Below are 26071 nucleotides of genomic sequence, written 5' to 3'. Positions count from 1 at the left end.
CGGTGAAGGGGCTGAACGCCCTCTGGTATCCGCCTTGCTTAACCACGAAACCATAACAGAAACGTTAACTCGCCTCAATCACGGCGAGTCTCCCCCGCAAGTCGTTGGACTCATGGGGGAGACATACAAAATGTACCTCTCAGCCCGCTTCCGGGGTGTATCCGGCGTCCCGAATCACCTGCGCGGCGCGCTCGGCGTCGAGGCCCTCGACCGTGACCGAGTGATCGGCCAGATCGGTCGTCGCGCGTCCGCCGGCCTCGGTGACGGCCTTTTCGATGGTGGCGGTGCAGTGACCGCAGCTCATGTCGTTCACGATGAATCTCATCGGGGCTTCCTTTCCTTCTGCTGCCCTTGACCTTAGCGTGACAGAAGGTCACAGCAAAGCTGGCAGAAGACTCTCCCGACAGCTTGAAATGGGCAGGACAATGGTCAGCGAAAACCTTCGCGGTGCGATGTTGATGATCATTTCGATGGTCCTCTTCGCGGTCGAGGATATGTTCATCAAGCTTCTCTCTGAGGAGCTGCCCTATGCTCAGGTGCTGACCCTTGTCGGCGTGCTGGGATTCGTGTCCTTCGCAACCATGCTCAAGCTGCGCGGCGGACGGCTCTGGACGCGCGATGTGCTGCGCCCGGTCGTTGTGGTGCGCAACTTCGGGGAAATCGTCGGCTCGCTTGGGATTATCGTCGCGCTGGCTCTGTCCGAGCTCTCGACCACCTCGGCGATCATGCAGGCGCTGCCCTTGGCTATCGTGCTTGGCGCGGCCTTGATGGGAGAGCCGGTCGGCTGGCGGCGCTGGACCGCGATCATCGCGGGCTTTCTCGGCGTGCTTTTGGTGGTGCGCCCGGGGCTTGCGGGCTTTCAGCCGGTGAGCCTTGCCGCGCTTGCCGCGGTGATCGGTCTGGCAATCCGCGATCTGGCGACGCGCCATGTGCCGCGCCATATCCCCTCGGATCAGCTTGCGGCCTCGGCCTTCGCGGCCATCGCGGTGGCGGCGGTGTTGTTGGGCGTCGTGCTGGGGCAAAGCTTCGTCTGGCCGAGCGCGCTGCAATGGCTGACTTTCCTGTGCTGTATGCTGGTCGGCGTGGGGGGCTATGCGCTTCTGGTCGCCGCGACCCGCGTCGGCGAGGCCTCGGCTCTGGCGCCCTATCGCTATGTCCGCCTTGTTTTCGCGCTGATCCTTGCCCATCTCGTCTTTGGTGAGATCCCCGATACGCTGACCTTCGTGGGGGCGGCGATCATCGTGGCTTCGGGCTGCTATGCCATGTGGCGCGAGGCGCAGTTGCGGCGCCAGAAACTCACCGAGGCCGGTTTCCTGACCGCTTCCGACTGACACGCTTGCAAACCACCTGACCGGCCCCGCTCGAAACCCCTTTCCAGAAGCCCTTTCGCCCAGTATAGCCTCGCCATGACCGACCTTGACCTCATCCGCAATTTCTCGATCGTGGCCCATATCGACCACGGGAAATCCACCCTTGCCGACCGTCTGATCCAGATGACGGGGACGGTGGCCGACCGCGATATGAAAGCTCAGATGCTCGATAGCATGGATATCGAGCGTGAGCGCGGCATCACCATCAAAGCCAACACGGTGCGGATCGAATATCCGGCCAAGGACGGCAAACGCTATATCCTGAACCTGATCGACACGCCCGGCCACGTTGACTTCGCCTATGAAGTCAGCCGCTCGATGCGCGCGGTCGAGGGCTCGCTTCTGGTCGTCGATGCCTCGCAGGGTGTCGAGGCGCAGACGTTGGCCAACGTCTATCAGGCGATTGACGCGGGCCACGAGATCGTGCCCGTGCTGAACAAGATCGACCTTCCCGCCGCCGATCCGGACCGGGTGAAGGAAAACATCGAAGATGTGATCGGCATCGACGCCTCGGATGCGATCGAGATCTCGGCCAAGACCGGCCTTGGCATCCCGGATGTTCTGGAAGCCATCGTCACCCGTCTGCCCGCGCCGAAAGGCGACCGCGACGCGCCCTTGAAGGCAATGCTGGTCGATTCGTGGTATGACGCCTATCTCGGCGTTGTCGTCATGATCCGCGTCATGGACGGCGTCGTGCGCAAGGGCGACCGCATCAAGATGATGCAAACCGGCGCGATCTACGGCATCGACAAGTTGGCCGTTCTGCGCCCGCAGATGCAAGATATCGCCGAGCTCGGCCCGGGCGAGATCGGCGTTCTGACCGCTTCGATCAAACAGGTCCGCGACACCCGCGTCGGCGATACCGTCACCCACGAGAAAAAGGGCACGGATACGCCGCTGCCGGGCTTCAAACCCGCCCAGCCGGTGGTCTTCTGCGGCCTCTTCCCGGTCGATGCCAATGATTTCGAGACCCTGCGCGACGCGATTGAAAAGCTCGCGCTGAACGACGCGTCTTTCAGCTACGAGATGGAGACCTCGGCCGCGCTTGGCTTTGGTTTCCGCATGGGCTTCCTTGGGCTGCTGCATCTCGAGGTGATCCGCGACCGTCTGGAGCGCGAATATGATCTCGACCTGATCACCACCGCGCCTTCGGTGGTCTTCAAGCTGCATATGAAAGACGGCGAGGTGCGCGATCTGCACAACCCCGCCGATATGCCCGATCTGACCTATGTCGATCACATCGAAGAGCCGCGCATCAAGGCGACGATCATGGTGCCGGACGAATATCTCGGCGATGTGCTCAAGCTCTGTCAGGACCGTCGCGGCATCCAGCTCGACCTGACCTATGCCGGTCACCGCGCCATGGCGGTCTATGACTTGCCTTTGGCCGAAGTGGTGTTCGACTTCTACGACCGCCTGAAATCGGTGACCAAGGGCTATGCGAGCTTTGACTATCAGCTCAGCGAATACCGCGAGGATTTCCTCGTGAAAATGTCGATCCTCGTCAATGACGAGCCGGTCGATGCGCTTTCGATCATGGTCCACCGCGACCGTGCCGAAGCGCGCGGCCGCGTCATGGTCGAAAAGCTGAAAGAGCTGATTCCGCGCCACATGTTCAAGATCCCGATCCAGGCCGCTATCGGTGCGCGGGTGATCGCGCGCGAAACGCTCAGCGCGATGCGCAAGGACGTGACCGCGAAATGCTACGGCGGCGACGCCACGCGGAAGAAGAAGCTGCTGGAAAAGCAGAAGGCCGGTAAGAAGAAGATGCGGCAGTTCGGCAAGGTCGAAATCCCGCAGACCGCCTTCATTCAGGCGCTCAAGATGGACAGTTAAGAAAAGGGGCGCTTCGGCGCCCTTTTTGCTGCTGAACTGCCAAGCGAAAGGCCTTTTCTCGCGGACCCGGTCCGAACGCCGGTTCGGAATCTTCGGCCAGAGCGACCGGCCCTAATTATAGGGCTGGTTGTTCATTTGGGTCTGCGCTGCTGCGCCTTGTTCGGTCATCAGTTGGCCCGCCGTTTGCAGATCGCGCCCGGCGCCCTGCATGGTCTCGCAGCCCATAAGCGCCAGCAACGCCAGAAGCGGGGCAAGAGAGAGTTTGCGCATTGATCGTCCTTTCACTGTCCTGAGGGGCAGTTAACCACTCGCCGCGCTCACGTTCTTCGCAAAAAGCCGCGAGGCCGCTCGGGTCGGACGCGATCGGCAAGATTCCCCCTATGCCGCACGACATGGCGCGGCACGAAACGAGCCGGGGCTTACAGCTTCGCCTGCGCGTCGCGGCTTTCCTGGGTGATGGTATGACCGGCATCCTGAATATCGCGGCCCGCACCCTGAACGGTTTCGCAAGCGGCGACAGCCATGAGCAGCAGAAGCGGGGTGAGGTTCAGAAGGCGGCGCATGGCATTTCCTTTCAGGGACGGCTTTGGGATCTCTCGCTGTTAACGCTTTTGCGAGAAAAGGGTTCCGGGATTGGCAGGACGGGCGTCACTTAACACCTTGTTAAACCTCGTCTGATAGGCCTGTGCCATGCGGATTCTTCTTCTCTTCCTCTTTTTGTCGGCCTGTGCGTCTTCGGCGCCGGAATTTGCTGGGGCCAGGCGCCATGATGTCACCTTAGAGGGCATCCATTTCGCGGTCTTCCACAAGGACAACCGGGCGGAGGTGATCCGTCTGGGCTACCTCACCCGCGAACAGCGCAGGCCCGTTCCGCTGTTGATGATCCGGGCGGTCGAACAAACCACCGGCTGCCGCGTGCTGCGCGACAGCTTCCGAACGCGCCTGCCTGGCGAAACCGGAGAGGCGCGAATGTCGCTCCATTGCGGCTGGACCTAACCGGGCTCAGGCCAGAAAGGCGGCCAGTCGCTCGCTGACGATTGCGGGCGCTTCAGCGTGAAGCCAATGGCCCGCGCCGGGAATGAATTCGATCTCGGCCTGCGGGAAATACTGCGTGATCGCCGCGACTGCGGGGCCTGCGCAATAATCCGACTCGGCCCCTGCCAACACCAGAACCGGCCCGCCAAAGGCCGCGGGCGCCAGATCGTCCGGCCAGCCGGTGATCTTGTCCATCTCGGCACGCAGGGCGGGAAGGTTCATCTTCCACTGCGGCGGATCGCTTTTGAGATCAAGCGACTGCAGCAAAAAGGCCCGCACGCCCGGCGTCTCGATCCGGGCAGACAGACGGCGGTCCGCCTCGGAGCGCAGCGTGACGCCCGCAAGATCAAGCCCCTCCATCGCGTCGATCAGCCCGCTTTGGCTGTGCTGATAGGCGAGGGGGGCGATGTCGAGCACCGCAAGCCTGCGCAGCAGCTCGGGCCGCGACAGAGCGAGCGTCATTGCGGCCTTGCCGCCCATCGAATGCCCGATCAGATCAGCGCGACTGCCCTCGGCCGCGATGACCTCGGCCAGATCGGCGGCCAGCGCCGCATAGCTATGGTCGGGGCTGTGAAAGCTGTCGCCGTGGTTGCGCATATCGACAGAGAGCACCCGCCGCTCTTGCGCCAGCCGCCGCGCGACCCCGCCGAGATTCTTGCTCGACCCGAACAGCCCATGCGCCAGAACCACCGGCGGCAGGCCATTCGCCTCGCCCATTGTCGTAAAATTCAGCATCTCGCGGCCCCTTTTTCGGCAAATCTATCGCCACTGGCGCAGCGCGACCAGTGGCGATAGTTTGCGCTCAGTTCAGAGGACGGAGCGGATGGCGGTTGAGGATGTGCGCGGCATGGCCGATGAGGTCGCGTCGCTGATGGGGACGCGGTTTGGCGGGGTGCGGCGGGGACGATCGGCGGATCTGTCGGTGATGGTGCGTCGCCGCGGCGGGGCGCTACCGCGCAAGCTGCGCCGCGAGGCCGCTTTTCTGGCCGAGGCGGATCAGCGCGTCGATCAGCCACGGCTGGGCAAACAGATTGATCTCGCCCGCGCGCATTCCGCCCATCGCGCGTTGGTGTCACATCTGAACGGTGTTGGCAAAGGGGCGCGGTGGCGGGAGCGGGCGCTGCATTTGGGCGCGGCTCTGGCGCTTGGCCTGGTCGTGATCGGCGGGGTCGCGATCTGGATCTTGGTCGAGCGCGGGAGCCTTTAGACCCCCGCACTCACTGCGATTACATGCCCTGATAGAGCGGGAAGCGCTGGCACAGCGCCTCGACTTCAGCCTTCACTTTGGCCTCGATCTCGGCATTGCCCGCGTCGCCATGTTTGGCGAGCCCGTCGACAACTTCGACGATCCAGCGCGCGATCTGGCGGAACTCGTCTTCCTTGAAGCCGCGCGTGGTGCCCGCCGGTGCGCCCAGACGCACGCCCGAGGTCACGAAGGGCTTTTCCGGGTCGAACGGCACGCCGTTCTTGTTGCAGGTGATATGGGCACGGCCGAGCGCCGCTTCCGTCGCCTTGCCGGTCACGCCTTTCGGACGCAGGTCGGCGAGGCAAAGGTGGTTGTCGGTGCCGCCCGAAACGATGTCGATGCCGCCCTTCATCAGCTCATCGGCCATGGCCTGAGCGTTCTTCACGACCTGAGCCGCATAGTCCTTGAAGTCGGGGCGCAGCGCCTCGCCGAAAGCCACGGCTTTGGCGGCGATGACATGCATCAACGGACCGCCCTGCAGGCCCGGGAAGACCGCCGAGTTGATCTTTTTCGCAATGTCTTCGTGGTTCGTCAGCACCATGCCGCCCCGCGGACCGCGCAGCGATTTGTGGGTCGTGGTGGTCACGACATGGGCATGCGGCAGCGGCGAGGGATGCTGGCCACCGGCCACGAGACCCGCGATATGGGCCATGTCGACCATCAGATAGGCACCGATTTCATCCGCGATCTTGCGGAAGGCAGCCCAATCCCAGACGCGGCTGTAAGCGGTGCCGCCGGCGATGATCAGCTTCGGCTTGTGCTCGAGCGCCTTGGCGCGGATCTCTTCCATATCAAGGACTTGGTCTTGCTTGCGCACGCCGTAGCTGACGACGTTGAACCATTTCCCGGACATGTTGACCGGCGAGCCATGGGTGAGGTGGCCGCCCGAATTCAGGTCGAGCCCCATGAAGGTGTCGCCCGGCTGCAGAAGCGCCAGGAACACGGCCTGGTTCATCTGGCTGCCCGAGTTCGGCTGAACGTTGGCAAAGCCCGCGTTGAACAGCTCTTTCGCGCGCTCGATCGCGAGATCCTCGACGATGTCGACGAATTGGCAGCCGCCATAGTAGCGCTTGCCCGGGTAGCCCTCGGCATATTTGTTGGTCAGCACCGAGCCCTGGGCCTGAAGCACCGCCTTCGAGACGATGTTCTCGGACGCGATCAGCTCGATCTCGTGACGCTGACGACCGAGCTCCTTCTCAATCGCGTCAAAAATCGCGGTATCGCGGGTGGAAAGATCTTCCGTGAAGAAGCCGTGCAAAGGTTCGTGGATATTCATCTCGTCTCCTCCTGAGGGATTAGCCGGTCCAGCCAAGTGCGGTCGAAATGCAGTTCATCGTCTGCATCAAGGGCACGAGAATGTCGCGACCGGGGCGGTCTCGGTAGTCATGCAAAAGCCTGATCTGAAGATCATGCACCCGCGCCAGATCGGCCTGAACCCGGCCAAAGGTCGCGGACATCATCGGGAAGCGCTCGCCAATCGGCGTGCCGCCGTTGAGGAACATGATCGCCTCGCGGCTCGCGTCATATTCCTTGCGGATGCGCCCGAAGATGTCGTCGCGCACCGCCGGATCGGCGACCAGCGTCGCATATTGCGCGCCGATGTCGAGATCGGCGTGGAAGAGCGATTTCTCGACCTCGTCGACGATCAGCCGGAAGATCCGCGATTTCTCGAACATGCGCAGCAACAGCTCGTCATTGTTCTGGATGCGGCGGAATTCCGAGATCGCGGTCCCGATCCCATACCAGCCGGTGATGAGATGGCGGTTTTGCGACCAGGCGAAGACCCAGGGAATCGCGCGCAGATCTTCGAGACTTTTTGCACCGAAGCGCCGGGTCGGGCGCGAGCCCATCTTGAGCTTGGCGAGCTCTTCGACCGGGCTCGATTGCTGGAAGTAATCGATAAAGCCAGGGCGGCGGAGCAGCTCTTGATAGGTGGTCTGCGAGATCCCCGACAGCGCCTCGAAGGTGTCGATGAACTCGGGCACCATCGGGATGCGGCGGCCGTCGAGCGATTGGGCGAGGACCGAGGAGGCCAGCCGTTCCAGCTCGTGTTGGGCGGTCGGGCGGTTCGAGAATTTCGCCGAAATCACCTCGCCCTGTTCGGTGGTGCGCAGCTGGCCGTTCACGGTGCCGCGCGGCTGGGCCGCGATCGCGCGTTCGGTCGGTGCGCCGCCACGGCTGACCGAGCCGCCGCGACCGTGGAAGAAGCTGGGCGTCAGCCGGAAATCGGCGAGCGCCTGTTTGATCGAGCGCTGCGCCTTGCCGAGCTCCCAGCTCGAGGTCAGATAGCCGCCATCCTTGTTGCTGTCCGAATAGCCCAGCATGATCTCGATGCGGTGGTTGCCGTCATCCAAGCTGCGCCGGGCCAGCGGGACGCGCAAAAGTTCGGTCAGGATCTGGGGCGCGGCGCGCAGGTCGCCGATGGTCTCGAAGAGCGGCACGACCTTGAGGTCGAGCTTTTCCGAGCCGAACCCGGCATAGCGCGCCAGCAGATAGACGCCCAGAAGATCGTCGCTCGAACGGGTCATCGACAGGATGAAGGGGCCGATGGCGCGCGGATCGGCGCCAAGCCGGGTCTGATACATCAGCGCCAGAAGGGCGATGAGTTCCTGCGCTTGCGGGCCAAGCGCGTCGATGTCGAGCGCGGGCAGCTCGGCCATGCCGATTTCGCTGCGCAGGCGCTGGGTCCATTCGGGCGTGCCATATTCCGGCGCGCCCTCGCCCCAGATCTCGGAGATCACTTGCGTCGTCACCGAGGAGTTCTGGCGCACATCCAGCATGAAGGTGCGGAAGCCGAAGATCTCGGCCTGCCAGCGCAGCGGGCGGATCATGCGGCGGGCGAGTTTCGCCGCGCCGATGGCCTCAAGCGCGGCCTCGACCTTGCGCAATTCGGCGATATAGGTGCGAACATGGGGATAGGCCGGGCCTTCGCCCGTGCCCGTCGCCACGATGCGGCGGGTAATCGCGCTTAGCGCCTGACGGAAATATTCGCCCGGATTGCGGCGCGGTGCATCTTCGGGCAGGGGGGCCGCGTCGATCACGGTTTGCAGGCTTTCGCGCACCGGATCGGGCAGATGCGAGATCGTGCTGGAGATACTCAGATGCTGGGTCGCGCGGATCAGATCCTGCTGATGACGCTCGATCGCGGCAGCGCGGGCCTGTTTCAGCGCCGCCGCCGTGGTCTCGACCGTCACGCCGGGGTTGCCGTCGCGGTCGCCGCCGATCCAGGAATGGAAGTCGAAGCAGGGCGCGACCTCTTCGGAATTGCCGAAACGCTGGCTGACGGCGTCCTGATAGGAGCCGGTGACCTCGACGGCCGCGTCGAAGATACTGTCGCGGAAGAATTGCAGACCCCAGCCGATCTCGTCATGGGGCGTCGGGCGTTCGAGGCGCAATTCGCCGGTCAGCCACAGAAGGTCGATCTCGCATTCGATGCCCGAGATCAGCGTATCGCGCTCGCGTTTGGTCAGGCGGCTGCTTTCGAGCTCGGCCAGAGCATGGGCGATGCGGCGGTGAATTTCGAGAACCGTGGCGCGTTTGGCCTCGGTCGGATGGGCGGTGAGCGTCGGGCCGACCGACAGCTGCTGCGCGGTGGCGCGGAACTGCTCTTCGGCCAAATCGCCGGTGGTTTCCATGACGCGGGCAAAGCTGCCCTCGATGCCGGCGGGGCCGGTCTCGACCTCGGTCATCCGCCGCGCACGGGTCGCGGCGTTTTCTTCGATGATCCGCAGAAGCTGAAACCAGATGTTCAGCCCCTGCAGATATTCGGTGATGCTCGCTTCGGCGGGCAGGCCCTTCAACTCGCCCGAAAGCGAGGGCAGGACCTGTGGCGCGCGTCGCGCCAGAACGCTGCGCCAAAGCTCGCGCAGCTCGCGCCGCAGCCCTCTGGCGTAATCCGTCTGAGTGACCGTCACCGGCCCCGCTTCAATCCGAGCAACAGCGTCATCCATCAGTTCACCCTATCCCGCGGCTCACGGCCGGCAAAGAAGTCCTCGAGATTGTCGATGACCCGGAAGCCCATCGCTTCGCGTGCTTCGCGGGTGGCCGAGCCAAGATGCGGCAGCATGACCAGACGGTCACTGCCCATCAGGGCGGGATTGATGTTCGGCTCGCCGTCAAAGACATCGAGCCCGGCACCACCGATGGTTTCGAACCAGAGCGCCTGCGACAGAGCCGTCTCGTCAATGACCTCGCCGCGCGCGGTGTTGATGAGGAAGGCATCGGGCCGCATCAGCCCCAGACGGCGCGAGTCCATCAGGTGCCGGTTCGCCGCGCCACCGGGGCAGTGCAGCGACACGAAATCGCATTGCGGCAGCAGCTCGTCGACGCTCGCCACCTGGGTCGCCCCGCATTGCGCCAGAACTTCGGGCGCAACCGGGCTGCGGTTATAGGCGAGGATCTTCATGCCGAAGCCGAAGTGAGCGCGCCGGGCCATTTCCTGCCCGATGCGTCCGTAGCCAATGATCCCCAGGGTCTTGCCGGTGACTTTCGTCCCGATCAGATGCGTCGGACGCCAACCGGTCCATTTGCCGGCGCGCAGCTCGCGCTCGCCTTCACCGGCACGACGCGCGACCATCAGAAGCAGCGTCATGGCGATATCGGCGGTGCATTCGGACAGCACGTCGGGCGTATTGGTGACGGTGATGCCGTGACCCGTTGCCCGGTCGATGTCGATATGGCTGAAGCCGACACCGTAATTGGCGAAGATGCGGGTCTGGGGGCGTTCGATCTCCTGCGAAGGTGCGCCGAGCTTGTCAGTCACCGTCGGCAGGATCGCATCATATTGTCCCATGGCAGCCCGAAAATCTTCGGGCTGCATGGGCGTGTCGTCGCGGTTGAGCTGCACGTCGAAGAGGTCGTTAAGACGCGCTTCGACGGCTGCGGGCCAGCGACGGGTGACAAGAACCCGGGGTTTTGCCATTCTGGCCTCCTGTGAGATTACTGCATCACGCGAGCAATGGTCTCGCCGATGACAGCCGGGTTTTCGGCAATGGTGACGCCCGCTGCGGTCAGGATCTCGACCTTTTCCGAAGCGCTTTCGCCAAAGGCCGAGATGATCGCGCCCGCATGGCCCATGGTGCGGCCTTTGGGAGCGGTCAGACCCGCGATATAGGCGACGACTGGCTTGGTGATGTGGTCACGGATATATTCCGCGGCCTCAGCCTCCTGCGGCCCGCCGATCTCGCCGATGAGGCAGATGACATGGGTGTCGGGGTCGTTTTGGAACTGCTCGAGCACGTCACGGAAGGACGAACCGTTGATCGGGTCGCCGCCGATGCCGACCGAGGTCGAGACGCCAAGGCCGCGCTCTTTGAGCTGTGCCGCGGCTTCATAGCCGAGCGTGCCCGAACGGCCGATGATGCCGACGTTGCCCTGCAGGTAGATATGGCCGGGCATGATGCCGAGCATGGCTTTGCCGGGGCTGATCGTGCCTGCGCAGTTCGGTCCGGTCAGCACCATCCGCTTCTCTTTCGGGTAGCGGTACATGTAGCGCTTGACGCGGATCATGTCCTGAGCCGGGATGCCGTCGGTGATGCAGACGCAATAACGGATGCCCGCATCGGCGGCTTCCATGATCGAGTCGGCCGCAGACGGCGGCGGCACGAAGACGAGCGAGGCCTCGGCGCCGGTGGCTTCGACGGCTTCCTTGACCGTGTTGAACACCGGAACGCCTTCGCAGGTTTCGCCACCTTTGCCGGGGACGACGCCGCCGACGACATTGGTGCCGTATTCAATCATTTCCTTGGTGTGGAAACGGGCCATCTTGCCGGTGATGCCCTGAACGATGACAGGGGTGTCGCTATCCAGAAAAATGCTCATCTCAGACGACTTTCAGATTGGCGTTGCGGTTGGTGTCGCTGCGCCATGCGGCGACGATCCGCTCGGCAGCTTCGTTCAGGGTGGTGGCGCGGATCAGCGGCAGGCCGCTTTGCGCGATGATTTTCTGGCCTTCTTCGACATTGGTGCCGGCAAGGCGCACAACCACCGGCACATCGACCGGGTTTTCGCGCAGAACCTTGACCACGCCTTCGGCAACCCAGTCGCAACGGTTGATGCCGGCGAAGATGTTGACCAGAACGGCCTGAACGTTTTTGTCCGACATCACGAGACGGAAGGCTTTTGCCACACGCTCGGGCGTTGCACCGCCGCCGATGTCGAGGAAGTTCGCAGGCTCACCGCCCGCCAGTTTGATCGTGTCCATCGTGGCCATGGCCAGACCGGCGCCGTTCACGATGCAGCCGATATTGCCGTCGAGGCCGACGTAGGAGAGGCCACCGTCAGCAGCACGCGATTCACGCGGATCTTCCTGCGACTTGTCGCGCAGCTCGGCCACCTGCGGGTGACGGAAGAGCGCGTTGTTGTCGAAGGTCATTTTCGCGTCGAGCGCCAGGATGCGGTCGTCCGAGGTGATGACCAGCGGGTTGACTTCGACCATGGTCGCGTCGAGTTCGCGGAACGCGCGGTAGCAGCCCTGAAGGGTGCGGACCATTTGCGGCACGAGTTTCGGCGACACGCCAAGCGCGAAAGCGATCTCGCGGCACTGGAAGTCCTGCAGACCGACCGCCGGTTCAACCGTGGCGCGCACGATGCTTTCCGGACGGTTCTCGGAGATTTCCTCGATCTCCATCCCGCCTTCGGCCGAAGCGACGATCATCACGCGCTGCGAACCGCGATCGAGAACGAAGCCCAGATAGATCTCACGCGCGATCGGCACAGCGGCTTCGACATAGACGCGATAGATGCCTTTGCCTTCCGGGCCGGTCTGATGCGTGACCAGCTTCTGGCCGAACATCTCTTCGGTGACCGATTGGATCTCGGTGTCGCTGCTGCAGATCTTGACGCCACCGGCCTTGCCGCGGCCGCCGGCGTGGACCTGAGCCTTGACGACCCAGCGCTCCCCGCCCAGTTCGCGGGCACGGTAGGCCGCTTGCTCGGGGCTGTAGGCCAGCGCGCCGGGCGCGATGCCTACCCCGAAATTGCTCAGGATCTCTTTCGCCTGATACTCATGAATATCCATGTTTTCCTCCTCCCAAGGATGCGCTTACTCGGCGGCTGCGGCGGATGCGTAGTGACGCTCAAGCCCGGCGCGGACGGTTTCCATGTCGATATTGGCGCCCATCAGGGTCATCTCGGCGGCGAAGCGCTCGACGATTTCGGTGATGGCACGTTCGTTCAGCAGGTTGAGAATGCCGATGCGGACCTGAACCGGAGCCGAGAGCGTCGGCCAGATGCCGAAGCCTTTCGAGCGGCAGGACTGCACGAGCTCTTGTTCGCGGCCAGCCAGCCCGTCGGGCAGGTTCAGCACGACAAGCGAGGTCATGTTCGAGGTGACCTTGCAGCCCATCGCGGTGACGGCGTCACGCAGCGCGGCCTCGTGGAAGGCATATTGCTTGGCGCGGGCTTCGACGGTCTGCTGCAGCGTGATGCGCAGGGCTTCGTGGAAAGCCGAGACGGCATAAGCGCTGTGGGTGCGGTGGTAGACGCCTTTTTCGACATCCTTGCCGTCGACGATACCCCAGTGACGGGCTTCGAGGATCGGGTGATGCACGAAGGTGCGGGTGCCGGTTTTGCGCAGTTTCGCGATATAGGCATCGGTGAACGAGACCGGCGCATAGGTCAGCGGCAGACAGCAGATGCCTTTTTGCGGGCAGGAGGCCCAGCCAGCGACGCCCGGGAAATCGTCGATCGCGAAATCTTCGACGCCAAGCGACGAGACTGCGTCAACCAGACCCATCACGCCGTGCTTTTCACAGGCATCCGAGAAACCACGGATGTCGTTGATGCGGCCCGAACCGGTTTCCCAATGCGCCATCGCGGCCCATTGCGGCTTGTGCTCGGCCAAAGCCTGCTCGACGAGCTCGCCGGTGACCGACTGGCCGTGCGGCACGTTGATGATGGTGACCGAAGCGGGCTGCGGGTCCATCGGATTGGCTGCGAGCTCTTCAGCGGTCGCGGCCTTCATGCGGATGGTCAGACCATCGATGCCCGAGAAGGTGCCGTTCACGAAGACGACGACTTTCTCGCCCGGCATGATCGCGCTGAACAGCGTGTCGAGCCCGCTCCAGCCGGTGCCGGCGACGCCGAACGTGTAGACGTTCGAGGTGCCCATGACTTCGCGCAGCATCAGCTTGCTTTCGACCATGCCGCGCAGAACGTCGGCCTGCATGTGGTCAGCCACGCCTGCCGCAGCAAAACGTTGCAGAACCCGCGGATCGGTATTGCCCGGCCCCGGTCCCGCAGCGAGAGTCTGGGGGATTTCCAGTTGTCCGAAGATGGTTGCTTCGCTCATTCGAGTTTCCCTTCGATCGATAACCTTTGGATTGAGAAAATAATTGAACCGCGAATCTCACAACGGTAGTTTCTCCTGCCAAGTGATATTCTTATGGGTGGGAAATTACCTATCCTTTCTGGTGGAATACGAGTTTTGGTGGAGATGTATCCACCTAAATGGGTAGGAAAAAAGGGAGAAAAGTGATCAAAATGGACAAAAAACCGGCACAAATCTCGATCATGCTTGCCGACAGCAACCCGCTGGTCCTGAGCGCCATGGCCGAGGTTTTCGAGCGGCACCCCCAGTTTTCCCTCGTCGCGACCTCGGCCACGGCGGAAGGTTTTCTCGGCCTTGCGATGCGCGTTCCCGCCGATGTCGGCATCATCGACTGGAACCTGCCTGCACTTGGCGGGGCGCGGCTGCTTGAGGTTTTGCGCGAACAGGAACGCGCGCCTCGGGTCGTGATCTATGCCGACGAGGGCAGCGAGGCCCATCTTGCCGCGATGGGGGCGGGGGCCGCCGGTTTCGTTGCCCGCAACGGGCCGGTCGACAGCCTGCTCGACACCTGCGCGGCGGTGGCCTCGGGGCGGATGGTCTTTCCCTATGTCGATGTTCGCAAGCTTCAGAACGATCCGCTGAAGGCTTTGTCGAATCGCGAAACCAAGATGCTCGAGGCTCTGGCGACCGGGTTGACCAATCGCGAACTGGCCACCCATCTCGGGATTACGACCAACACGGTGAAGTTCCACCTGTCCAATCTTTACGACAAGCTTTCGCTCAAGAATCGCGCTCAGGCGATCGCATTTTACTATTCCCACAAGCATGGCCGGGCCGGGATCAGCGGGAGTTCTTCGAGCGAGACTTAAGCATGAAGAATAATAATAGTTCGAGGTTCGATGTTGACAGGAAAGAAAATTGCTTCACTCCTGACGGCATTCCCAACATCCTGCCAGGAGCATCCCAAGATGAGCTTCCATCCGATCGAACAGGCCCGCGCGCGGCTGAACCGCAGTGAACTGGCCGTCCCCGGCAGCCAGCCGCAAATGTTTCAAAAGGCAGCAGAATCCGACGTCGATGTGATCTTCCTCGACCTCGAGGATGCTGTCGCTCCCGACGAGAAAGCGCAGGCGCGCAAGAACATCATCAAGGCGCTGAACGAGATGGATTGGGGCAAGAAAACCCTCTCCGTGCGAATCAACGGCCTCGACACGCATTACATGTACCGCGATGTCGTCGACGTCGTCGAACAGGCGGGCGAGCGTCTTGACCTGATCATGATCCCGAAAGTCGGCACCGCCGCCGACGTCTATGCCGTCGATATGATGGTGACCCAGATCGAAGACGCGAAGGGCTATAAAAAGCGCATCGGCTTCGAGCACATCATCGAAACCGCGCTTGGTATGCAGAACGTTGCCGCGATCGCGGGCGCTTCGAAGCGCAACGAGAGCCTTCACTTCGGCGTGGCTGACTATGCCGCCTCGACCCGTGCCCGCACCACCGTCATCGGTGGCGTGAACGAGCATTATTCGGTCCTGACCGACCCGCTGGCCGATGGCTCGCGCCAGATCCATTGGGGCGATATGTGGCACCACGCGCTGGCGACCATGGTCGTCGCGGCCCGCGCCAACGGCCTGCGTCCGATCGACGGCCCCTTCGGCAACTTCCAGGATCCCGATGGCTATAAAGCCGCGGCTTACCGCGCCGCCGTTCTGGGCTGCGAAGGCAAATGGGCGATCCACCCGAGCCAGATCGCGCTGGCGAACGAAGTGATGAGCCCCTCGGCTGCTGAAATCGAGCGCGCGCAGAAGATCCTGAAGGCGATGGCCGAAGCCGAAGCCGCTGGCAAAGGCGCGGTCTCGCTCGACGGTCGTCTGATCGATTACGCGTCGATCCGTCAGGCCGAAGTTCTGGTCGAAAAAGCCCGTCAAATCGCCGCCTGATCGGCGCGATTGACGTGAAAATCGCCGCGCCTTCCTTGGGGGAGGCGCGGCTTTTTGGCGTTTCTCAGCCGAGCATCGCCGCGCGTGCCGCGCCCAAGGCGCCCGCGCGCGGGCCAAGCCGCGAGGGGCAGATCCGGGGCGGATGCGGGCAAATCTCGGCCAGCGCGGCGGTGGTCGCGGCGATGAGCTTCGGCTGCATCCCGATAGAGCCGCCGAGCACGATCACCTCGGGCGCGACCAGCGCTGACACCGACAGAAGCGCGCGCGCGAGAAGTGCCGCCTGATTTGTGATCACAAGCTCGAAAACCGGGTCATTTGCCGCGAAAAGCTGCGCCAGATCGGGTTCGCTTTGGCCCTTCGCCGCCTGATAGGCGCGCCGCCAGCCCTTGCCGCCGAGCACCTCTTCCAGCGCGCCTGACTGACGGATTTCCGGATCAGCCGGATCGGCGCCGAGCGGCAGGAAGGCGATCTCGCCCGCGCCGCCGCGACAGCCGCGAAAGATCTCGCCGCGATGGATCAGCCCCATGCCGATGCCGGTGCCAAGCGCGACAAAGGCCAAAGGATCGCCGCTTTCGCCGAGCCAGGCCTCGCCAAGCGCCGCCGCGCTCACGTCATTTTCCAGCGCGATCCGGCCGCCGAGCCGCGCTTGCAGAGCCGGGAAAAAGCCGGTGCCCGCCATCTCGGGAATATTCGGGATGACGCTGAGCGCGCGCGTCACCGGATCGACCGAGGCGGGCAGGCCGATGCCCGCAGCGACGGGCCGGGCGCAGCCCGCCTGCGCGCACAGCCGGTCCGCCAGCTGCGCGATCTGATCGGCCAAGGCGAGCCCGCCGGTCGGGGCGGTCGGCTCGCGCGCTTCGGCCAGAACCGTGCCCATTGGATCGGTCAGCAGCGCATGAACCTTGGTGCCGCCGACATCGACGCCGAGAAAAACCTCTGCCACCATGGCTCAGACCCGGCCCAGGCTGCGTTCGCTTTGCCGATCGAACCGATGCAAAAGCCCGCGCGGCAGGCTGGCGCTGACCTCGGCGCCGATGGCCGGGACCAGCGTGCCGGGGGCCGAGCCGATGATGCTTTCTCCCGCGACCTCGAAATGGACCAGCGTTTCCGGGCCGAGCGGCTCGACCGCCGTGACCTTGCCCGCAAGCGTCAGGATCGGGTCCGAGACCGGCACGCCGACCGTCAGATCATGTGGGCGCAGGCCAAGCAGCAGATCGCCCGCAGGGTCCGGCGCAAAGCCCGTTCCCGTCGCACGACCGGGCAGGATGTTCATCGAGGGGCTGCCGATGAAGCGCGCGGTGAAGACATCGACGGGGCTTTCGTAAAGCTCCATCGGCGCGCCCGCTTGCAGAATATGGCCGTCCTTCATCACCACGATACGGTCGGCCATGGTCATCGCCTCGACCTGATCATGGGTGACATAGACGATGGTCGTGCCAAGGCGCTGATGCAGGCGCTTGATCTCGATCCGCATCTGCGCGCGCAGCTGGGCGTCGAGGTTTGAGAGCGGCTCGTCAAAGAGAAAGGCCGAAGGATTGCGCACCATCGCGCGGCCAATCGCGACGCGCTGGCGCTGACCGCCCGACAGGGCTGCGGGGCGGCGCTCGAGATAGGGCGTCAGGCCAAGGATCGCCGCGACCTCATCGACGCGAGCGTCTTTCTCGGCCTTGGGCGCTTTCGAGGTATAAAGCCCGAAAGCGATATTCTGGCGCACGGTCATATGCGGATAGATCGCGTAATTCTGGAAGACCATCGCGATATTGCGCGCCTTGGGATCGAGCTCGTTGACGACGGTGCCGCCGATCAGGATCTCGCCGCCCGAGATCTCTTCAAGGCCCGCGATCATGCGCAGCGTCGTTGATTTGCCGCAGCCCGAGGGGCCAACGAAGACCACAAATTCGCCGTCCTGAATGCCCAGATCAATGCCGTGGATGACATCGGTCTTGCCGTAGGATTTGACGAGTTTTCTAAGTTCGATGGTCGCCATCAGCGATCCTCCAGCAAAGCCGAGAAGGCGGTGTCGAGGGTGCGGGCCGCCTCGGCCTCGCGTGTGGCGCGCGCCGCGATGCGGTGATCGAGGGCGCTCAGGCTTTCGCGATAGGCGGCGAGCGCTTCGGCCATCGGTTCGGGCGCGGGGCCACCAAAGCGGGCGCGGACGGCAACGAAATATTCGGGACTGACGATTTCGGCAAAGTCCGCCTCGCTGAGCCGCGTCGCGCGGCCGGTATGGGCCTCGAACGCGGCTCGGAAGGGGGCGAGACCGCCCGCCGACAGGCTGGTCTCGGCGGCGACGACCGCGCGGGCGGTGTCGGCGGCGATCTCATGGGCCTGGCGGAACGAGAGATCCTCGCGCCGCACGAGACTGTCGGCAAGCTCGGTGATGGTGATGCAGGCGCGGTCGATATTGGCGCGCACCCGGGCGGGATTGACCTGAACCTGTGCGATCAGCGCGGTCAGCAACCGTAGCACCCGGCTTCCCGAAGCAAAGGCCTGATAGCCCGCCTCCTGACTTTCGCCCTCGCTGTCGTTCATATCGGTGAAGGGCGTGTTGTGCATGATCGTCAGCATGGTCCGCGCGCGGCCCAGGGTTTGGGACGAGAGGTGACGCAGATGCTCGATCGGCACGGGATTGCGCTTTTGCGGCATGATCGACGAGATCTGGACCAGCGCATTCGGGACGTGCAGCTGGCCGACCTCGAAGGCGGTCCAGAACTGGAAATCCTGAATGAGCCGCCCGAGATGGAGGAAAAGCAGCTCGATCGCGGCATAGGTCGAGGTGATGTAATCGACCGCGGCAATGCAGGAATAGCTGTTCCTTTGCGGCGCGGAAAAGCCCAGCAGGGCGGCGACGCGGGCGCGGTCGATCGGAAAGCCCGAGGTGGTGATCGCCGCTGCTCCCAGCGAGCAAAGATCGACAATCGCCCGCGCCTCTTCCATCCGGGCGATGTCGCGGGCGAGGATCTCGATTGCGCCCGAGAGGTAATGGCCAAGCGTCGAGGGCTGGGCGGGCTGGCCATGGGTATAGGCGACGATCAGCGTCGCGGCTTCCGCATCGGCCTTGGCAATCATCGCGGCCAGAAGCGCGCGCGCCTCGGTCAGCATCGCGTCGATGCGCGGCTTCAGCGCCAGCTTGAAGAGCGTGTGGTCGATGTCATTGCGCGAGCGCGCGGTATGGAGCCGCCCGCCAAGATCGGGCCCGAGGCGCGCTTTCAACATCTGCTCGGTCAGGAAGAAATAATCCTCGACCTCGCCGGTATAGGTCAGCGTGGCGGGATCGACCTCGGCCTCGATCTCGACCAAGGCGCGGGCAATCGCGCTGGCGCTTTGGCGCGGCAGGATCCCGGTTTCCGCCAGCATCACCAGATGGGCGCGGTCGATGGCGCGAAAGCCCGCGACGTGATGGGTCTTGGCCCCGTCAAAAAGCGGGCGCAGCACGGTGTCTTTATAGACCGGATCGGGAAAGACCGAGGTATCGGGGGGAAGGGTGGTCATGGGTCAGCCTTTCAGGCCCGCCAGCATTACGCCGCGCACGATATAGCGTTGCAGAAGAAGGAAGACGACCAGCGTCGGCAGCGTCGCAAGCGCGGCGCCGGTCATAATCATTTCCCATTGGATGGATTGCTCGACCGCGAAAGAGGTCAGCCCGATCGGCAAGGTGTAATGCTCGGCGCTGGTGGTGACGATCAGCGGCCAGAAGAAGGCCGTCCAATTGCCAAGGAAGGTGAAGATCGCGAGCGCCGACAGCGCGGGCGTCACCAGCGGCATGGCAATGCGCCACCAGATGGTGAATTCATTGAGCCCGTCGATGCGCGCGGCTTCGAGGAAATCATCGGGCACGCCCTCGAAGAATTGCTTCATCAGAAAGGTGCCAAACGCGGTCATCATGCCCGGAAACATGATGCCCCAATAGGTGTCGAGCCAGCCGAGATTGGCGCTCATCAGATACCACGGGATCACCAGCATCTCGGTCGGGATCATCAGCGTCGACAGGATCGCGATGAAGATGAACTTGCGGCCCCGGAACTCGAATTTCGCCAGCGTATAGCCGACGAGGCTGTCGAAGAAGAGGTTCGAGCAGGTCACGGCGCAGGCGATGAACATCGAGTTCAGGAACCAGCGCAGGAAGCGCCCGTCCGAGAGCACTTTGACATAGTTCTGCAGCGTCGGCTCGGCCGGGATCAAGCGCAGGTCATAGATCTGGCCCGCCGTCTTGAGCGAGGTCGAGAACATGAAGAGCAGCGGCGTGACCATGGCGACGCCGCCGATGAAGAGCAGCGTCCAGGTGATGATCTTGCCGGGCGCGATTTTGCCATAGGACAGGGTGCGGGCGGTCATCTCAGCGATCCCTCATCAGCCAGAGTTGCACAAGCGAGATCACCAGAAGGATCGAGAAGAGCACCGTCGTCTGGGCGGCGGCATAGCCCATTTCATAAGACGAAAACGCGGTCTGATAGATCATCAGCACCAAAGGTTTCGTCGAATTGAGCGGCCCGCCCGGGTCGATCGAGCTCATGTTGAAGACCTGATCGAAGATCCTGAGAAAGCCGATCGAGGAAAAGACCACCAGAAAGACCGTGGTCGGTTTCAGCAGCGGCAAGGTGATCTTGCGCAGAATCTGACGCTCGTTCAGCCCGTCGATGCGCGCGGCCTCGTAATAGGTCGAGGGGATCGCGCGCAGACCGGCCATGAAGATGATGATCTGAAAGCCAAGCCCGGCCCAGATCGCGGTGAAGGTGATCGAGGGCAGCGCAAGCTCGGTCGATTTCAGGAAGGGGATCGGGCTGATCCCTAGCTGGCCGAGCGCATTGTTGATGATGCCCGTCGGCGCGGGCTGGTAGAACCAGCGCCAGACCCAGGCCATGGCCGAGGCCGTGGTGATGAAGGGTAGGAAATAAAGCGCGCGCAGGAAGGTATGGCCAAAGCGGATGCGGTCAAGGAAATAGGCGATGGTGAAGGCCAGAACCAGCGAGACCGGCGTGCCGATCAGCAGATATTTGAACGTATTGCCAAAGACTTGCCAGAACAGGGGATCGGCAAAGAGACGGCGGTAATTCTCAAGCCCGATATATTCGGGATCCGACAGCAGATCCCAATTCGTCAGCGACAGCCAGAAGGCCTCGATGGTCGGATAAAAGCGGATGACGCTGTAAAAGAGCACGGGCAGCGCCAGAAAGCTCCAGACCCAGAGCAGGCGTTTCGTGCGCATCCTGAGCCCGCGCCGGGCCGTCGGGGCAGGCTCGGGGGCGCGGGGAGCCGGAGGGGTATGGGGGGCGGCGGAAGCGTCTGCCATCCTGCTTTCCTTTCTGGCGCGGCCAGTGCTTGCGTTGCCGCGAGAGCAGCAAACGGGGCCGTGTCCGGCCCCGGCTGTGGCGATGAGGGGCGGCGCTTACGGCGCGCGCCCCGGAACGCGGACCTTACTTGGCCGCCTTATTTCGCCGCCTTGTCGAGCACCGCCTGCTCGGCCGTCGCGGCCTCTTTCAGCGATTCCGCGGCAGGCTGGTTTTGCAGCAAGACCCGGTTGACCATATCGGTCGCAATCTGGCGCTGCGCGTTTTCCTCGACGAAAAGCGTCGTATGGGCATAGTCGAGCCCCTTGAGGAAGGGCGCATAGACCGGGTTTTGCAGGTTTTCGTCGGTCAGGGCAGCCGCGCGGCGGGCAGGGAGCTCGCCGACCTCGTCGAGCCAGATTTTCATCGCCTCTTCCGAGGAGATATATGCCAGAAACTTCTGCGCCGCCTCAAGCTTTTCGCCCTTCGCACCCGAGCCGATCGCATTGGCGAAATAGGACGCATAGTTCGAGCGGATGCCGTCCTGTTCGGGCAGCTCGGCCACGCCCCATTCGAAATCCTTGATGTCGCGGAAGGCGCCCAGACGGAATGTGCCGTCGATGGTCATGCCGGCGCGACCGGCGCGGAACGCGGCCTGACCCTCATCCATGAAGCCCGACATGCCGACCTTCTCGCGGGTTTGCAGCCCGGTGTAGAAATCGAGCGCCTTTTCGCCCGCCGCATCATTATAGGTCACGGTGCGGTAGTCATCCGTATAGGGCGCGCCGCCGAACTGGCGCACCAGAACCTCGCGCCACCAGTGATGGTCCTGACCGGCCATATCGAGCGTGATGCCCTCGATCTCGAAATTCCCGGCGGCATCGGATTTGGCGATTTTTTTGGCATCGGCGACCATCTCGTCGAGCGTCTTCGGCGGCTCGGCGATGCCCGCATCGGCAAAGAGCTTCTTGTTGTAGAAGAGCGCGAGCGAGCGCACCGCCGTCGGCAGGCCGTAATAATCCTCGCCCCGCTTCATCGCCGAAACGATCGGGAAGAATTCGGCCTCGATCTTGTCATGGGGGAAAGCGGCGGGATCGAGCGGCTGGATGACCTTGCCCTTCACGAACTGGTCGGTCCAGCCGTAAAAAAGCTGCATCACATCCGGGCCCTTCTTGGCCATGGTCGCCGCGACCACGCGGGTCTGATAATCGGCATAGGGGAAGGTCATCTGCTTGACGGTGATGTCGGGATTGGCCTTCTCGAAATTCTCGATCAGCTTGTCCATCGCCTTGACGCGGGTTTCAAAGACATATTGCCAATATTCGATTTCGACCGCGCTTGCCGCTTGAACGGCAAACAGCGAGGCACCGGCGACAAGGCCAGCCAAAACGATGCGTTTCATGGTGAATTCCCCTCCGTTGGCGGCACTCTGGCCCGATTTTGCACAGGCGAAAGCTGTTCTCCCCCGCTTTCGTCCCTGCTCTGAAAGTGAAAGAGCGGGGTTGGCCTGTCAATAAGTAAATTAACTTGAAGTATAGCCGGTCCGCTGGAAGAATGTCCTGCGGAGGGACGCGGCAGGAGGCGGATTTGGTGGTCAGGCAGGAACGGGGCCGGGCGCGGGCGGGGATCGGCAAGAACCCGGTGCGGGCGCGCGACCACAATCGGCGCGTCATTCTGGACCTCTTGCGCCAGCATGGCCCGCTTGGCCGCAAGGAGCTCGCCGAGGCTTTGCGCCTGACCGGACCGGCGGTGGTCAATATTCTCGACGAGCTTTTGGCCGAGCGGCTGATCCTCGATCTCGGCCGCAAGCGCGAGGGGCGCGGCCAGCCCGCGATCCTCTTTGGGCTGAACCCCGAGGGCGCGCATACCTTCGGCTTCGAGATCGGCGTGAAAGGCATCGCGACCGTGGTGCTCGATCTGCTCGGCCGCCCGATCGAGCAAAGCCGCAGTCAGCCCGCAAGCCTTTCGCCCGAGGATTGTCTGGCCCATCTTGCCGCCGAGATCGCGCGCATTGGCGCGGGGCTTTCGGGCGCACTTCTGGGCATTGGCGTGGTCATGCCCGGCCCGTTTCTGCCCGCCGCCAGCGCGGGCAGCGATCCCGCGACCCTGCCGGGCTGGGAAAACATTACCCCCGCCTGTCTCAGCGCGGCTCTCGGCCATCCGGTGCGCATGGAAAACGACGCCAATGCGGCGGCTTTGTCCGAGGCGCTTTTCGGGGTCGGGGCCAAGGCGCGCGACATTGCGCTGATCTATTTCGGCGAGGGCATCGGCCTTGGCACGCTGAGCGCGGGCAGGCTGTTGCGCGGCACGCGCGGCAATGCGGGCGAGATCGGCCATATCGTGATCGCGCCCGGCGGGCGGGCCTGTTCCTGCGGTCAGAACGGCTGCCTCGAGCGCTATGTCTCGCGCCACGCTATGGCCGAGGCGCTGGGGATCGCGCTGACCCCGGGCACGGTTTCGCGGCTCTGGGCGGAAGGCGATCCGCGCCTGCTTGGCTGGCTTGCCGAGGCCGGGCAGCGGCTCGCGCCCGTCGTCGCGATGATCGAGAATATGTTCGACCCCGAAACCATCGTCATCGGTGGGCAACTGCCCGGGCCGGTCATCGATGCGCTGATCGCGGCGGTGCCGCTTCAGCCCTCGGTCGCGGCCCTGCCCGAGCGCCGCCTGCCGCGCCTGCAACGCGGGCAGGATGGCGCCTTTACCGCCGCACTCGGGGCCGCGGCGCTTCCCTTTTACGACGCTCTGACCCCCGAGGCGGGAGAGGGCGCAGGAGACGGATCATGAGCACCAGCGAGATCACCACCCGCGCCGATCTGGCGGCGTTGCAGCGCCGTTTTCTGGCCTTTCCGCTGGAGCGCGCGCTGTCGCGGCTGGGCGCGGTGATCTCTGTCATGAACACCGGCGCCCACCCTGATGACGAGCATAGCGGGCTTCTGGCGTGGCTGCGGTTCGGGCGCGGCTTTCGCATCGCAATCGCCTCATCGACGCGGGGCGAGGGCGGGCAGAACCTCAGCGGGCCAGAACGCGGCGGGCGGCTCGGCCTGTTGCGCAGCCATGAGATGGAGCGCGCGGCCGAGGTGCTCGATGCCGAGCTGCATTGGCTGGGCTTTGGTCCCTCCGATCCTGTCCATGACTTCGGCTTTTCGAAAAGCGGCACGGATACGTTGCGCCGTTGGGGCGGTCCGGCGCTGATCACCGACCGGCTGGTGCGGCTCTTTCGTGCGGCGCGGCCCGATGTCGTCTTGCCGACCTTTCTCGATGTGCCGGGCCAGCATGGGCACCACCGCGCCATGACCGAGGCGGCGCTGGCGGCCTGGCATCTGGCGGGCGATCCCGGCCATGTCACGCCGGGGCTCGCGCCGTGGCGGCCCGCGAAATTCTATCTGCCCGCCTGGTCGGGCGGGGGCGCGACCTATGACGACGAAGTGCCGCCGCCGCCCGCGACGCTGATCCTGCGCGCCGCAGGGGTCGAGCCGCTGACCGGGGCGAGCTGGCTGCGTCTTGGCGAGGCCTCGCGGCTCTGCCATGCCTCGCAGGATATGGGCGATCCCACGCGCGACGGTGCGCAGGACTGGCCGCTGCACCTAGTTGACGGCGGGCCCGAGACCGATCTGGCCGACGGCCTGGCGCTGCGGCTCTCGGATCTGCCGGATGGTCCCGCCGAGCTGCGCGAACTGGCCGAGCTTTTCGACGCCGCGAAAGCCGCGCCGCGCGCAAAGCTGGTCGCGATCCTGGGCGAGGCGGATCGCTGCCTTGCCGGTGCGCGCGCGACGCAAACCCCGGAGTTTGCTGCGACCCATGGCCATCGGCTCGATTGGCAGAAACGCGCGCTCGATCAGGCGATGCTTCTCGCGTCGGGCGATCTGCCGCGCCGGATCGCCGCTATGGCGCCGGTTCTTCCGGCAGGCAGGCGGGTCGGTCTCGACATCGACCGCGCCGAGGGGATCGAGCTGGTGCTGCCCGAAGGCGTGAGCCTCGAGGTCGGCGAGGCGGGGTTTTCGCTCGCGGCCCAGCCGGATGTCGTGGCGGCGGAAAGTTTCCGCGCGGGCTGGGCGCCCTTGGGCGGCAATGGCGCGATTTCCGCGCGGCTGAGCGCGATCGTCGAGGGGCGGATCTACCGCGCGGCGCTGGATCTGGCCGTGGCGCCCGAGATCAAGCCCGCCTCGGCAAGCGATCTGGCACAAGGCGATCTGATCTTGCGGCGGCAGGACGGGCAGGTGGCTTGGCCCTTGCCGCTTGATCTGCCCGAAGGCGTGACGCTTGCGCCCGATCCGGCAAGCCTTGGCGCGCCCGGGGGGCCGGGCCTGCGCCGCTTGGCCGCCGGGCGGATTGATCTGACGCCCCAGCGGCAGGGCATTCCCCTGACCGATTGGCAAAAAGCCACCACCGCCGAGGGGCGCGCGCTGCATCTTGCCGCGCCGCGTCGGGTGCGGCTGCTCGCGCTGGATCTTGCGCTCCCAGAGGCGCGGATCGGCTATATTCCGGGCAGCGACGATAGCCTTGGCGCGCTGCGGCTGGCGGGATTTGCGCCCGAGCTGCTCGGCGCGCCCGGGCCCGGCGCGCTGACGGGGTTCGATACCGTGCTGATCGGCACCGTTGCCTTCGGCATGGTCGCGGGGCTGCGCGAGGCCGCGCCCGAGCTGCGTCGCTTCGTTGCCGAAGGCGGCCATCTCGTGACCTTCTACCAGCGCCCCGATCAGGGCTGGAGCCCGGATCTCGGGCCCGGACGCCTTGACATCGGCACGCCCTCGCTGCGCTGGCGCGTCACCGATCCCGAGGCCGCCGTCACGCTGCTCGACCCCGCCCATCCGCTGCTGGCCGGGCCGAACCGCATCGGGCCCGAGGATTGGCAGGGCTGGGACAAAGAGCGCGGGCTTTACTTTGCCGCGCGCTGGGACAGCGCCTATCACCCGCTGCTTGCCATGTCCGATCCGGGCGAGGCGCCGCTGACCGGCGCGCTGATTTCCGGGCGGTTCGGCAAGGGACGCCACAGCCATGTCGCGCTGACGCTGCATCACCAGATGGCGCAATTCGTCCCCGGAGCCTTCCGGCTGATGGCGAATCTGCTGGCACCGGCTTAGGCCGGTGTCGCGGGTCGCACAGGG

General features: G+C 64.1%; 24 protein-coding genes. 8 read left to right on the top strand and 16 right to left on the bottom strand.

Features of this window, described 5'->3' with window-relative positions:
• Nucleotides 1-139: 139 nt before the first annotated feature.
• The gene (locus JCM7686_RS14010; RefSeq protein ID WP_020951472.1) at nucleotides 140-325 is read right to left on the bottom strand and encodes a heavy-metal-associated domain-containing protein; all 186 of its coding nucleotides are present in this window, start codon (nucleotides 323-325) and stop codon (nucleotides 140-142) included.
• A gap of 100 nt (nucleotides 326-425) precedes the next feature.
• On the opposite strand from JCM7686_RS14010, the gene JCM7686_RS14005 reads away from it, so the two are divergent.
• Nucleotides 426-1331: a DMT family transporter gene (locus JCM7686_RS14005; RefSeq protein ID WP_020951471.1), complete on the top strand. Its 906-nt coding sequence runs from the start codon at nucleotides 426-428 to the stop codon at nucleotides 1329-1331.
• Between the two features lie 75 nt (nucleotides 1332-1406).
• A complete protein-coding gene (lepA, locus tag JCM7686_RS14000; RefSeq protein WP_020951470.1) occupies nucleotides 1407-3206 on the top strand; it encodes a translation elongation factor 4 in 1800 nt (599 codons plus the stop codon).
• A gap of 111 nt (nucleotides 3207-3317) precedes the next feature.
• On the opposite strand, the gene JCM7686_RS24065 is transcribed toward lepA, so the two are convergent.
• Entirely contained in the window at nucleotides 3318-3476 is a 159-nt protein-coding gene (locus JCM7686_RS24065; protein WP_084621088.1) for an entericidin A/B family lipoprotein, read from the bottom strand.
• A 149-nt stretch (nucleotides 3477-3625) separates the two neighbouring features.
• Nucleotides 3626-3769, bottom strand: a complete 144-nt coding sequence (locus tag JCM7686_RS13995; RefSeq protein ID WP_020951468.1) for an entericidin A/B family lipoprotein — start codon at nucleotides 3767-3769, stop codon at nucleotides 3626-3628.
• 127 nt (nucleotides 3770-3896) lie between these two features.
• Here JCM7686_RS13995 and JCM7686_RS13990 point away from each other — a divergent pair, with 127 nt between their 5' ends.
• The gene (locus tag JCM7686_RS13990) at nucleotides 3897-4202 is read left to right on the top strand and encodes a hypothetical protein (RefSeq protein ID WP_020951467.1); all 306 of its coding nucleotides are present in this window, start codon (nucleotides 3897-3899) and stop codon (nucleotides 4200-4202) included.
• A 6-nt stretch (nucleotides 4203-4208) separates the two neighbouring features.
• On the opposite strand, the gene JCM7686_RS13985 is transcribed toward JCM7686_RS13990, so the two are convergent.
• Entirely contained in the window at nucleotides 4209-4976 is a 768-nt protein-coding gene (locus tag JCM7686_RS13985) for an alpha/beta fold hydrolase (protein WP_020951466.1), read from the bottom strand.
• Between the two features lie 88 nt (nucleotides 4977-5064).
• Between JCM7686_RS13985 and JCM7686_RS13980 the strand changes: the two genes are divergently transcribed.
• A complete protein-coding gene (locus JCM7686_RS13980) occupies nucleotides 5065-5448 on the top strand; it encodes a hypothetical protein (protein ID WP_020951465.1) in 384 nt (127 codons plus the stop codon).
• Nucleotides 5449-5467: 19 nt separating this feature from the next.
• Here JCM7686_RS13980 and glyA read toward each other — a convergent pair whose 3' ends face one another.
• From glyA to JCM7686_RS13950, 6 genes are read right to left on the bottom strand one after another with little or no spacing between them, the layout of a single operon-like run.
• Entirely contained in the window at nucleotides 5468-6763 is a 1296-nt protein-coding gene (gene glyA / locus JCM7686_RS13975; RefSeq protein WP_020951464.1) for a serine hydroxymethyltransferase, read from the bottom strand.
• Between the two features lie 19 nt (nucleotides 6764-6782).
• Complete coding sequence (locus JCM7686_RS13970; RefSeq protein ID WP_020951463.1) at nucleotides 6783-9437, bottom strand: phosphoenolpyruvate carboxylase; 2655 nt, start codon at nucleotides 9435-9437, stop codon at nucleotides 6783-6785.
• Complete coding sequence (locus JCM7686_RS13965; protein ID WP_020951462.1) at nucleotides 9437-10408, bottom strand: 2-hydroxyacid dehydrogenase; 972 nt, start codon at nucleotides 10406-10408, stop codon at nucleotides 9437-9439. The genes JCM7686_RS13970 and JCM7686_RS13965 overlap by 1 nt, the downstream gene beginning before the upstream one ends.
• Before the next feature lie 17 nt (nucleotides 10409-10425).
• Nucleotides 10426-11307, bottom strand: coding sequence for a succinate--CoA ligase subunit alpha (gene sucD, locus JCM7686_RS13960; RefSeq protein WP_020951461.1), 882 nt, complete (start codon nucleotides 11305-11307; stop codon nucleotides 10426-10428).
• A 1-nt stretch (nucleotide 11308) separates the two neighbouring features.
• Complete coding sequence (locus JCM7686_RS13955; protein WP_020951460.1) at nucleotides 11309-12505, bottom strand: malate--CoA ligase subunit beta; 1197 nt, start codon at nucleotides 12503-12505, stop codon at nucleotides 11309-11311.
• A 24-nt stretch (nucleotides 12506-12529) separates the two neighbouring features.
• A complete protein-coding gene (locus tag JCM7686_RS13950; RefSeq protein ID WP_020951459.1) occupies nucleotides 12530-13777 on the bottom strand; it encodes an aminotransferase class V-fold PLP-dependent enzyme in 1248 nt (415 codons plus the stop codon).
• Between the two features lie 191 nt (nucleotides 13778-13968).
• Between JCM7686_RS13950 and JCM7686_RS13945 the strand changes: the two genes are divergently transcribed.
• Both JCM7686_RS13945 and JCM7686_RS13940 read left to right on the top strand, forming a co-directional pair.
• Nucleotides 13969-14625: a response regulator transcription factor gene (locus JCM7686_RS13945; RefSeq protein WP_020951458.1), complete on the top strand. Its 657-nt coding sequence runs from the start codon at nucleotides 13969-13971 to the stop codon at nucleotides 14623-14625.
• 99 nt (nucleotides 14626-14724) lie between these two features.
• Complete coding sequence (locus JCM7686_RS13940) at nucleotides 14725-15699, top strand: HpcH/HpaI aldolase/citrate lyase family protein (RefSeq protein WP_020951457.1); 975 nt, start codon at nucleotides 14725-14727, stop codon at nucleotides 15697-15699.
• A 64-nt stretch (nucleotides 15700-15763) separates the two neighbouring features.
• Here JCM7686_RS13940 and JCM7686_RS13935 read toward each other — a convergent pair whose 3' ends face one another.
• From JCM7686_RS13935 to JCM7686_RS13910, 6 genes are all read right to left on the bottom strand, one after another.
• The gene (locus JCM7686_RS13935) at nucleotides 15764-16645 is read right to left on the bottom strand and encodes an ROK family protein (RefSeq protein WP_020951456.1); all 882 of its coding nucleotides are present in this window, start codon (nucleotides 16643-16645) and stop codon (nucleotides 15764-15766) included.
• Between the two features lie 3 nt (nucleotides 16646-16648).
• On the bottom strand, nucleotides 16649-17686 hold the full coding sequence (locus JCM7686_RS13930; RefSeq protein WP_020951455.1) for an ABC transporter ATP-binding protein: 1038 nt from the start codon (nucleotides 17684-17686) through the stop codon (nucleotides 16649-16651).
• Nucleotides 17686-19191 carry an argininosuccinate lyase gene (argH, locus tag JCM7686_RS13925; RefSeq protein WP_020951454.1) on the bottom strand — a complete coding sequence of 502 codons (1506 nt, stop codon included), beginning with the start codon at nucleotides 19189-19191 and terminating at the stop codon, nucleotides 17686-17688. Before argH ends, JCM7686_RS13930 begins: the two co-directional genes overlap by 1 nt.
• 3 nt (nucleotides 19192-19194) lie before the next feature.
• The gene (locus JCM7686_RS13920) at nucleotides 19195-20034 is read right to left on the bottom strand and encodes a carbohydrate ABC transporter permease (RefSeq protein ID WP_020951453.1); all 840 of its coding nucleotides are present in this window, start codon (nucleotides 20032-20034) and stop codon (nucleotides 19195-19197) included.
• A gap of 1 nt (nucleotide 20035) precedes the next feature.
• Nucleotides 20036-20989, bottom strand: a complete 954-nt coding sequence (locus JCM7686_RS13915) for a carbohydrate ABC transporter permease (RefSeq protein WP_020951452.1) — start codon at nucleotides 20987-20989, stop codon at nucleotides 20036-20038.
• Between the two features lie 137 nt (nucleotides 20990-21126).
• Complete coding sequence (locus JCM7686_RS13910) at nucleotides 21127-22368, bottom strand: extracellular solute-binding protein (RefSeq protein ID WP_020951451.1); 1242 nt, start codon at nucleotides 22366-22368, stop codon at nucleotides 21127-21129.
• Nucleotides 22369-22556: 188 nt separating this feature from the next.
• Between JCM7686_RS13910 and JCM7686_RS13905 the strand changes: the two genes are divergently transcribed.
• Both JCM7686_RS13905 and JCM7686_RS13900 read left to right on the top strand, forming a co-directional pair.
• Nucleotides 22557-23750 (top strand): ROK family transcriptional regulator, encoded by a 1194-nt coding sequence (locus JCM7686_RS13905; protein WP_020951450.1) that lies wholly within the window; start codon nucleotides 22557-22559, stop codon nucleotides 23748-23750.
• Nucleotides 23747-26047 carry a PIG-L family deacetylase gene (locus JCM7686_RS13900; RefSeq protein ID WP_020951449.1) on the top strand — a complete coding sequence of 767 codons (2301 nt, stop codon included), beginning with the start codon at nucleotides 23747-23749 and terminating at the stop codon, nucleotides 26045-26047. Before JCM7686_RS13905 ends, JCM7686_RS13900 begins: the two co-directional genes overlap by 4 nt.
• The last annotated feature ends 24 nt before the right edge of the window (nucleotides 26048-26071 follow it).

Origin of the sequence: Paracoccus aminophilus JCM 7686 (assembly GCF_000444995.1) — a bacterium.
In the GTDB taxonomy this organism is placed as follows: domain Bacteria; phylum Pseudomonadota; class Alphaproteobacteria; order Rhodobacterales; family Rhodobacteraceae; genus Paracoccus; species Paracoccus aminophilus.
The sequence above is the reverse complement of the archived record's forward strand: the minus strand, read 5'-3'. Positions and strand labels throughout refer to the sequence as shown.

What these genes read in the sequence shown, in the direction of transcription:
- JCM7686_RS13955 (WP_020951460.1), bottom strand. Translation starts at nt 12,505, where the DNA reads ATGGATATTCATGAGTATCAGGCGAAAGAGATCCTGAGCAATTTCGGG.
- JCM7686_RS13920 (WP_020951453.1), bottom strand. Translation starts at nt 20,034, where the DNA reads ATGACCGCCCGCACCCTGTCCTATGGCAAAATCGCGCCCGGCAAGATC.
- JCM7686_RS13970 (WP_020951463.1), bottom strand. Translation starts at nt 9,437, where the DNA reads ATGGATGACGCTGTTGCTCGGATTGAAGCGGGGCCGGTGACGGTCACT.
- glyA (WP_020951464.1), bottom strand. Translation starts at nt 6,763, where the DNA reads ATGAATATCCACGAACCTTTGCACGGCTTCTTCACGGAAGATCTTTCC.
- JCM7686_RS13945 (WP_020951458.1), top strand. Translation starts at nt 13,969, where the DNA reads ATGGACAAAAAACCGGCACAAATCTCGATCATGCTTGCCGACAGCAAC.
- JCM7686_RS13990 (WP_020951467.1), top strand. Translation starts at nt 3,897, where the DNA reads ATGCGGATTCTTCTTCTCTTCCTCTTTTTGTCGGCCTGTGCGTCTTCG.
- argH (WP_020951454.1), bottom strand. Translation starts at nt 19,191, where the DNA reads ATGACCACCCTTCCCCCCGATACCTCGGTCTTTCCCGATCCGGTCTAT.
- lepA (WP_020951470.1), top strand. Translation starts at nt 1,407, where the DNA reads ATGACCGACCTTGACCTCATCCGCAATTTCTCGATCGTGGCCCATATC.
- JCM7686_RS13985 (WP_020951466.1), bottom strand. Translation starts at nt 4,976, where the DNA reads ATGCTGAATTTTACGACAATGGGCGAGGCGAATGGCCTGCCGCCGGTG.
- JCM7686_RS13965 (WP_020951462.1), bottom strand. Translation starts at nt 10,408, where the DNA reads ATGGCAAAACCCCGGGTTCTTGTCACCCGTCGCTGGCCCGCAGCCGTC.
- JCM7686_RS13940 (WP_020951457.1), top strand. Translation starts at nt 14,725, where the DNA reads ATGAGCTTCCATCCGATCGAACAGGCCCGCGCGCGGCTGAACCGCAGT.
- JCM7686_RS13910 (WP_020951451.1), bottom strand. Translation starts at nt 22,368, where the DNA reads ATGAAACGCATCGTTTTGGCTGGCCTTGTCGCCGGTGCCTCGCTGTTT.
- JCM7686_RS13915 (WP_020951452.1), bottom strand. Translation starts at nt 20,989, where the DNA reads ATGGCAGACGCTTCCGCCGCCCCCCATACCCCTCCGGCTCCCCGCGCC.
- JCM7686_RS13930 (WP_020951455.1), bottom strand. Translation starts at nt 17,686, where the DNA reads ATGGCGACCATCGAACTTAGAAAACTCGTCAAATCCTACGGCAAGACC.
- sucD (WP_020951461.1), bottom strand. Translation starts at nt 11,307, where the DNA reads ATGAGCATTTTTCTGGATAGCGACACCCCTGTCATCGTTCAGGGCATC.
- JCM7686_RS13995 (WP_020951468.1), bottom strand. Translation starts at nt 3,769, where the DNA reads ATGCGCCGCCTTCTGAACCTCACCCCGCTTCTGCTGCTCATGGCTGTC.
- JCM7686_RS13980 (WP_020951465.1), top strand. Translation starts at nt 5,065, where the DNA reads ATGGCGGTTGAGGATGTGCGCGGCATGGCCGATGAGGTCGCGTCGCTG.
- JCM7686_RS24065 (WP_084621088.1), bottom strand. Translation starts at nt 3,476, where the DNA reads ATGCGCAAACTCTCTCTTGCCCCGCTTCTGGCGTTGCTGGCGCTTATG.
- JCM7686_RS14010 (WP_020951472.1), bottom strand. Translation starts at nt 325, where the DNA reads ATGAGATTCATCGTGAACGACATGAGCTGCGGTCACTGCACCGCCACC.
- JCM7686_RS13900 (WP_020951449.1), top strand. Translation starts at nt 23,747, where the DNA reads ATGAGCACCAGCGAGATCACCACCCGCGCCGATCTGGCGGCGTTGCAG.
- JCM7686_RS14005 (WP_020951471.1), top strand. Translation starts at nt 426, where the DNA reads ATGGTCAGCGAAAACCTTCGCGGTGCGATGTTGATGATCATTTCGATG.
- JCM7686_RS13950 (WP_020951459.1), bottom strand. Translation starts at nt 13,777, where the DNA reads ATGAGCGAAGCAACCATCTTCGGACAACTGGAAATCCCCCAGACTCTC.
- JCM7686_RS13935 (WP_020951456.1), bottom strand. Translation starts at nt 16,645, where the DNA reads ATGGTGGCAGAGGTTTTTCTCGGCGTCGATGTCGGCGGCACCAAGGTT.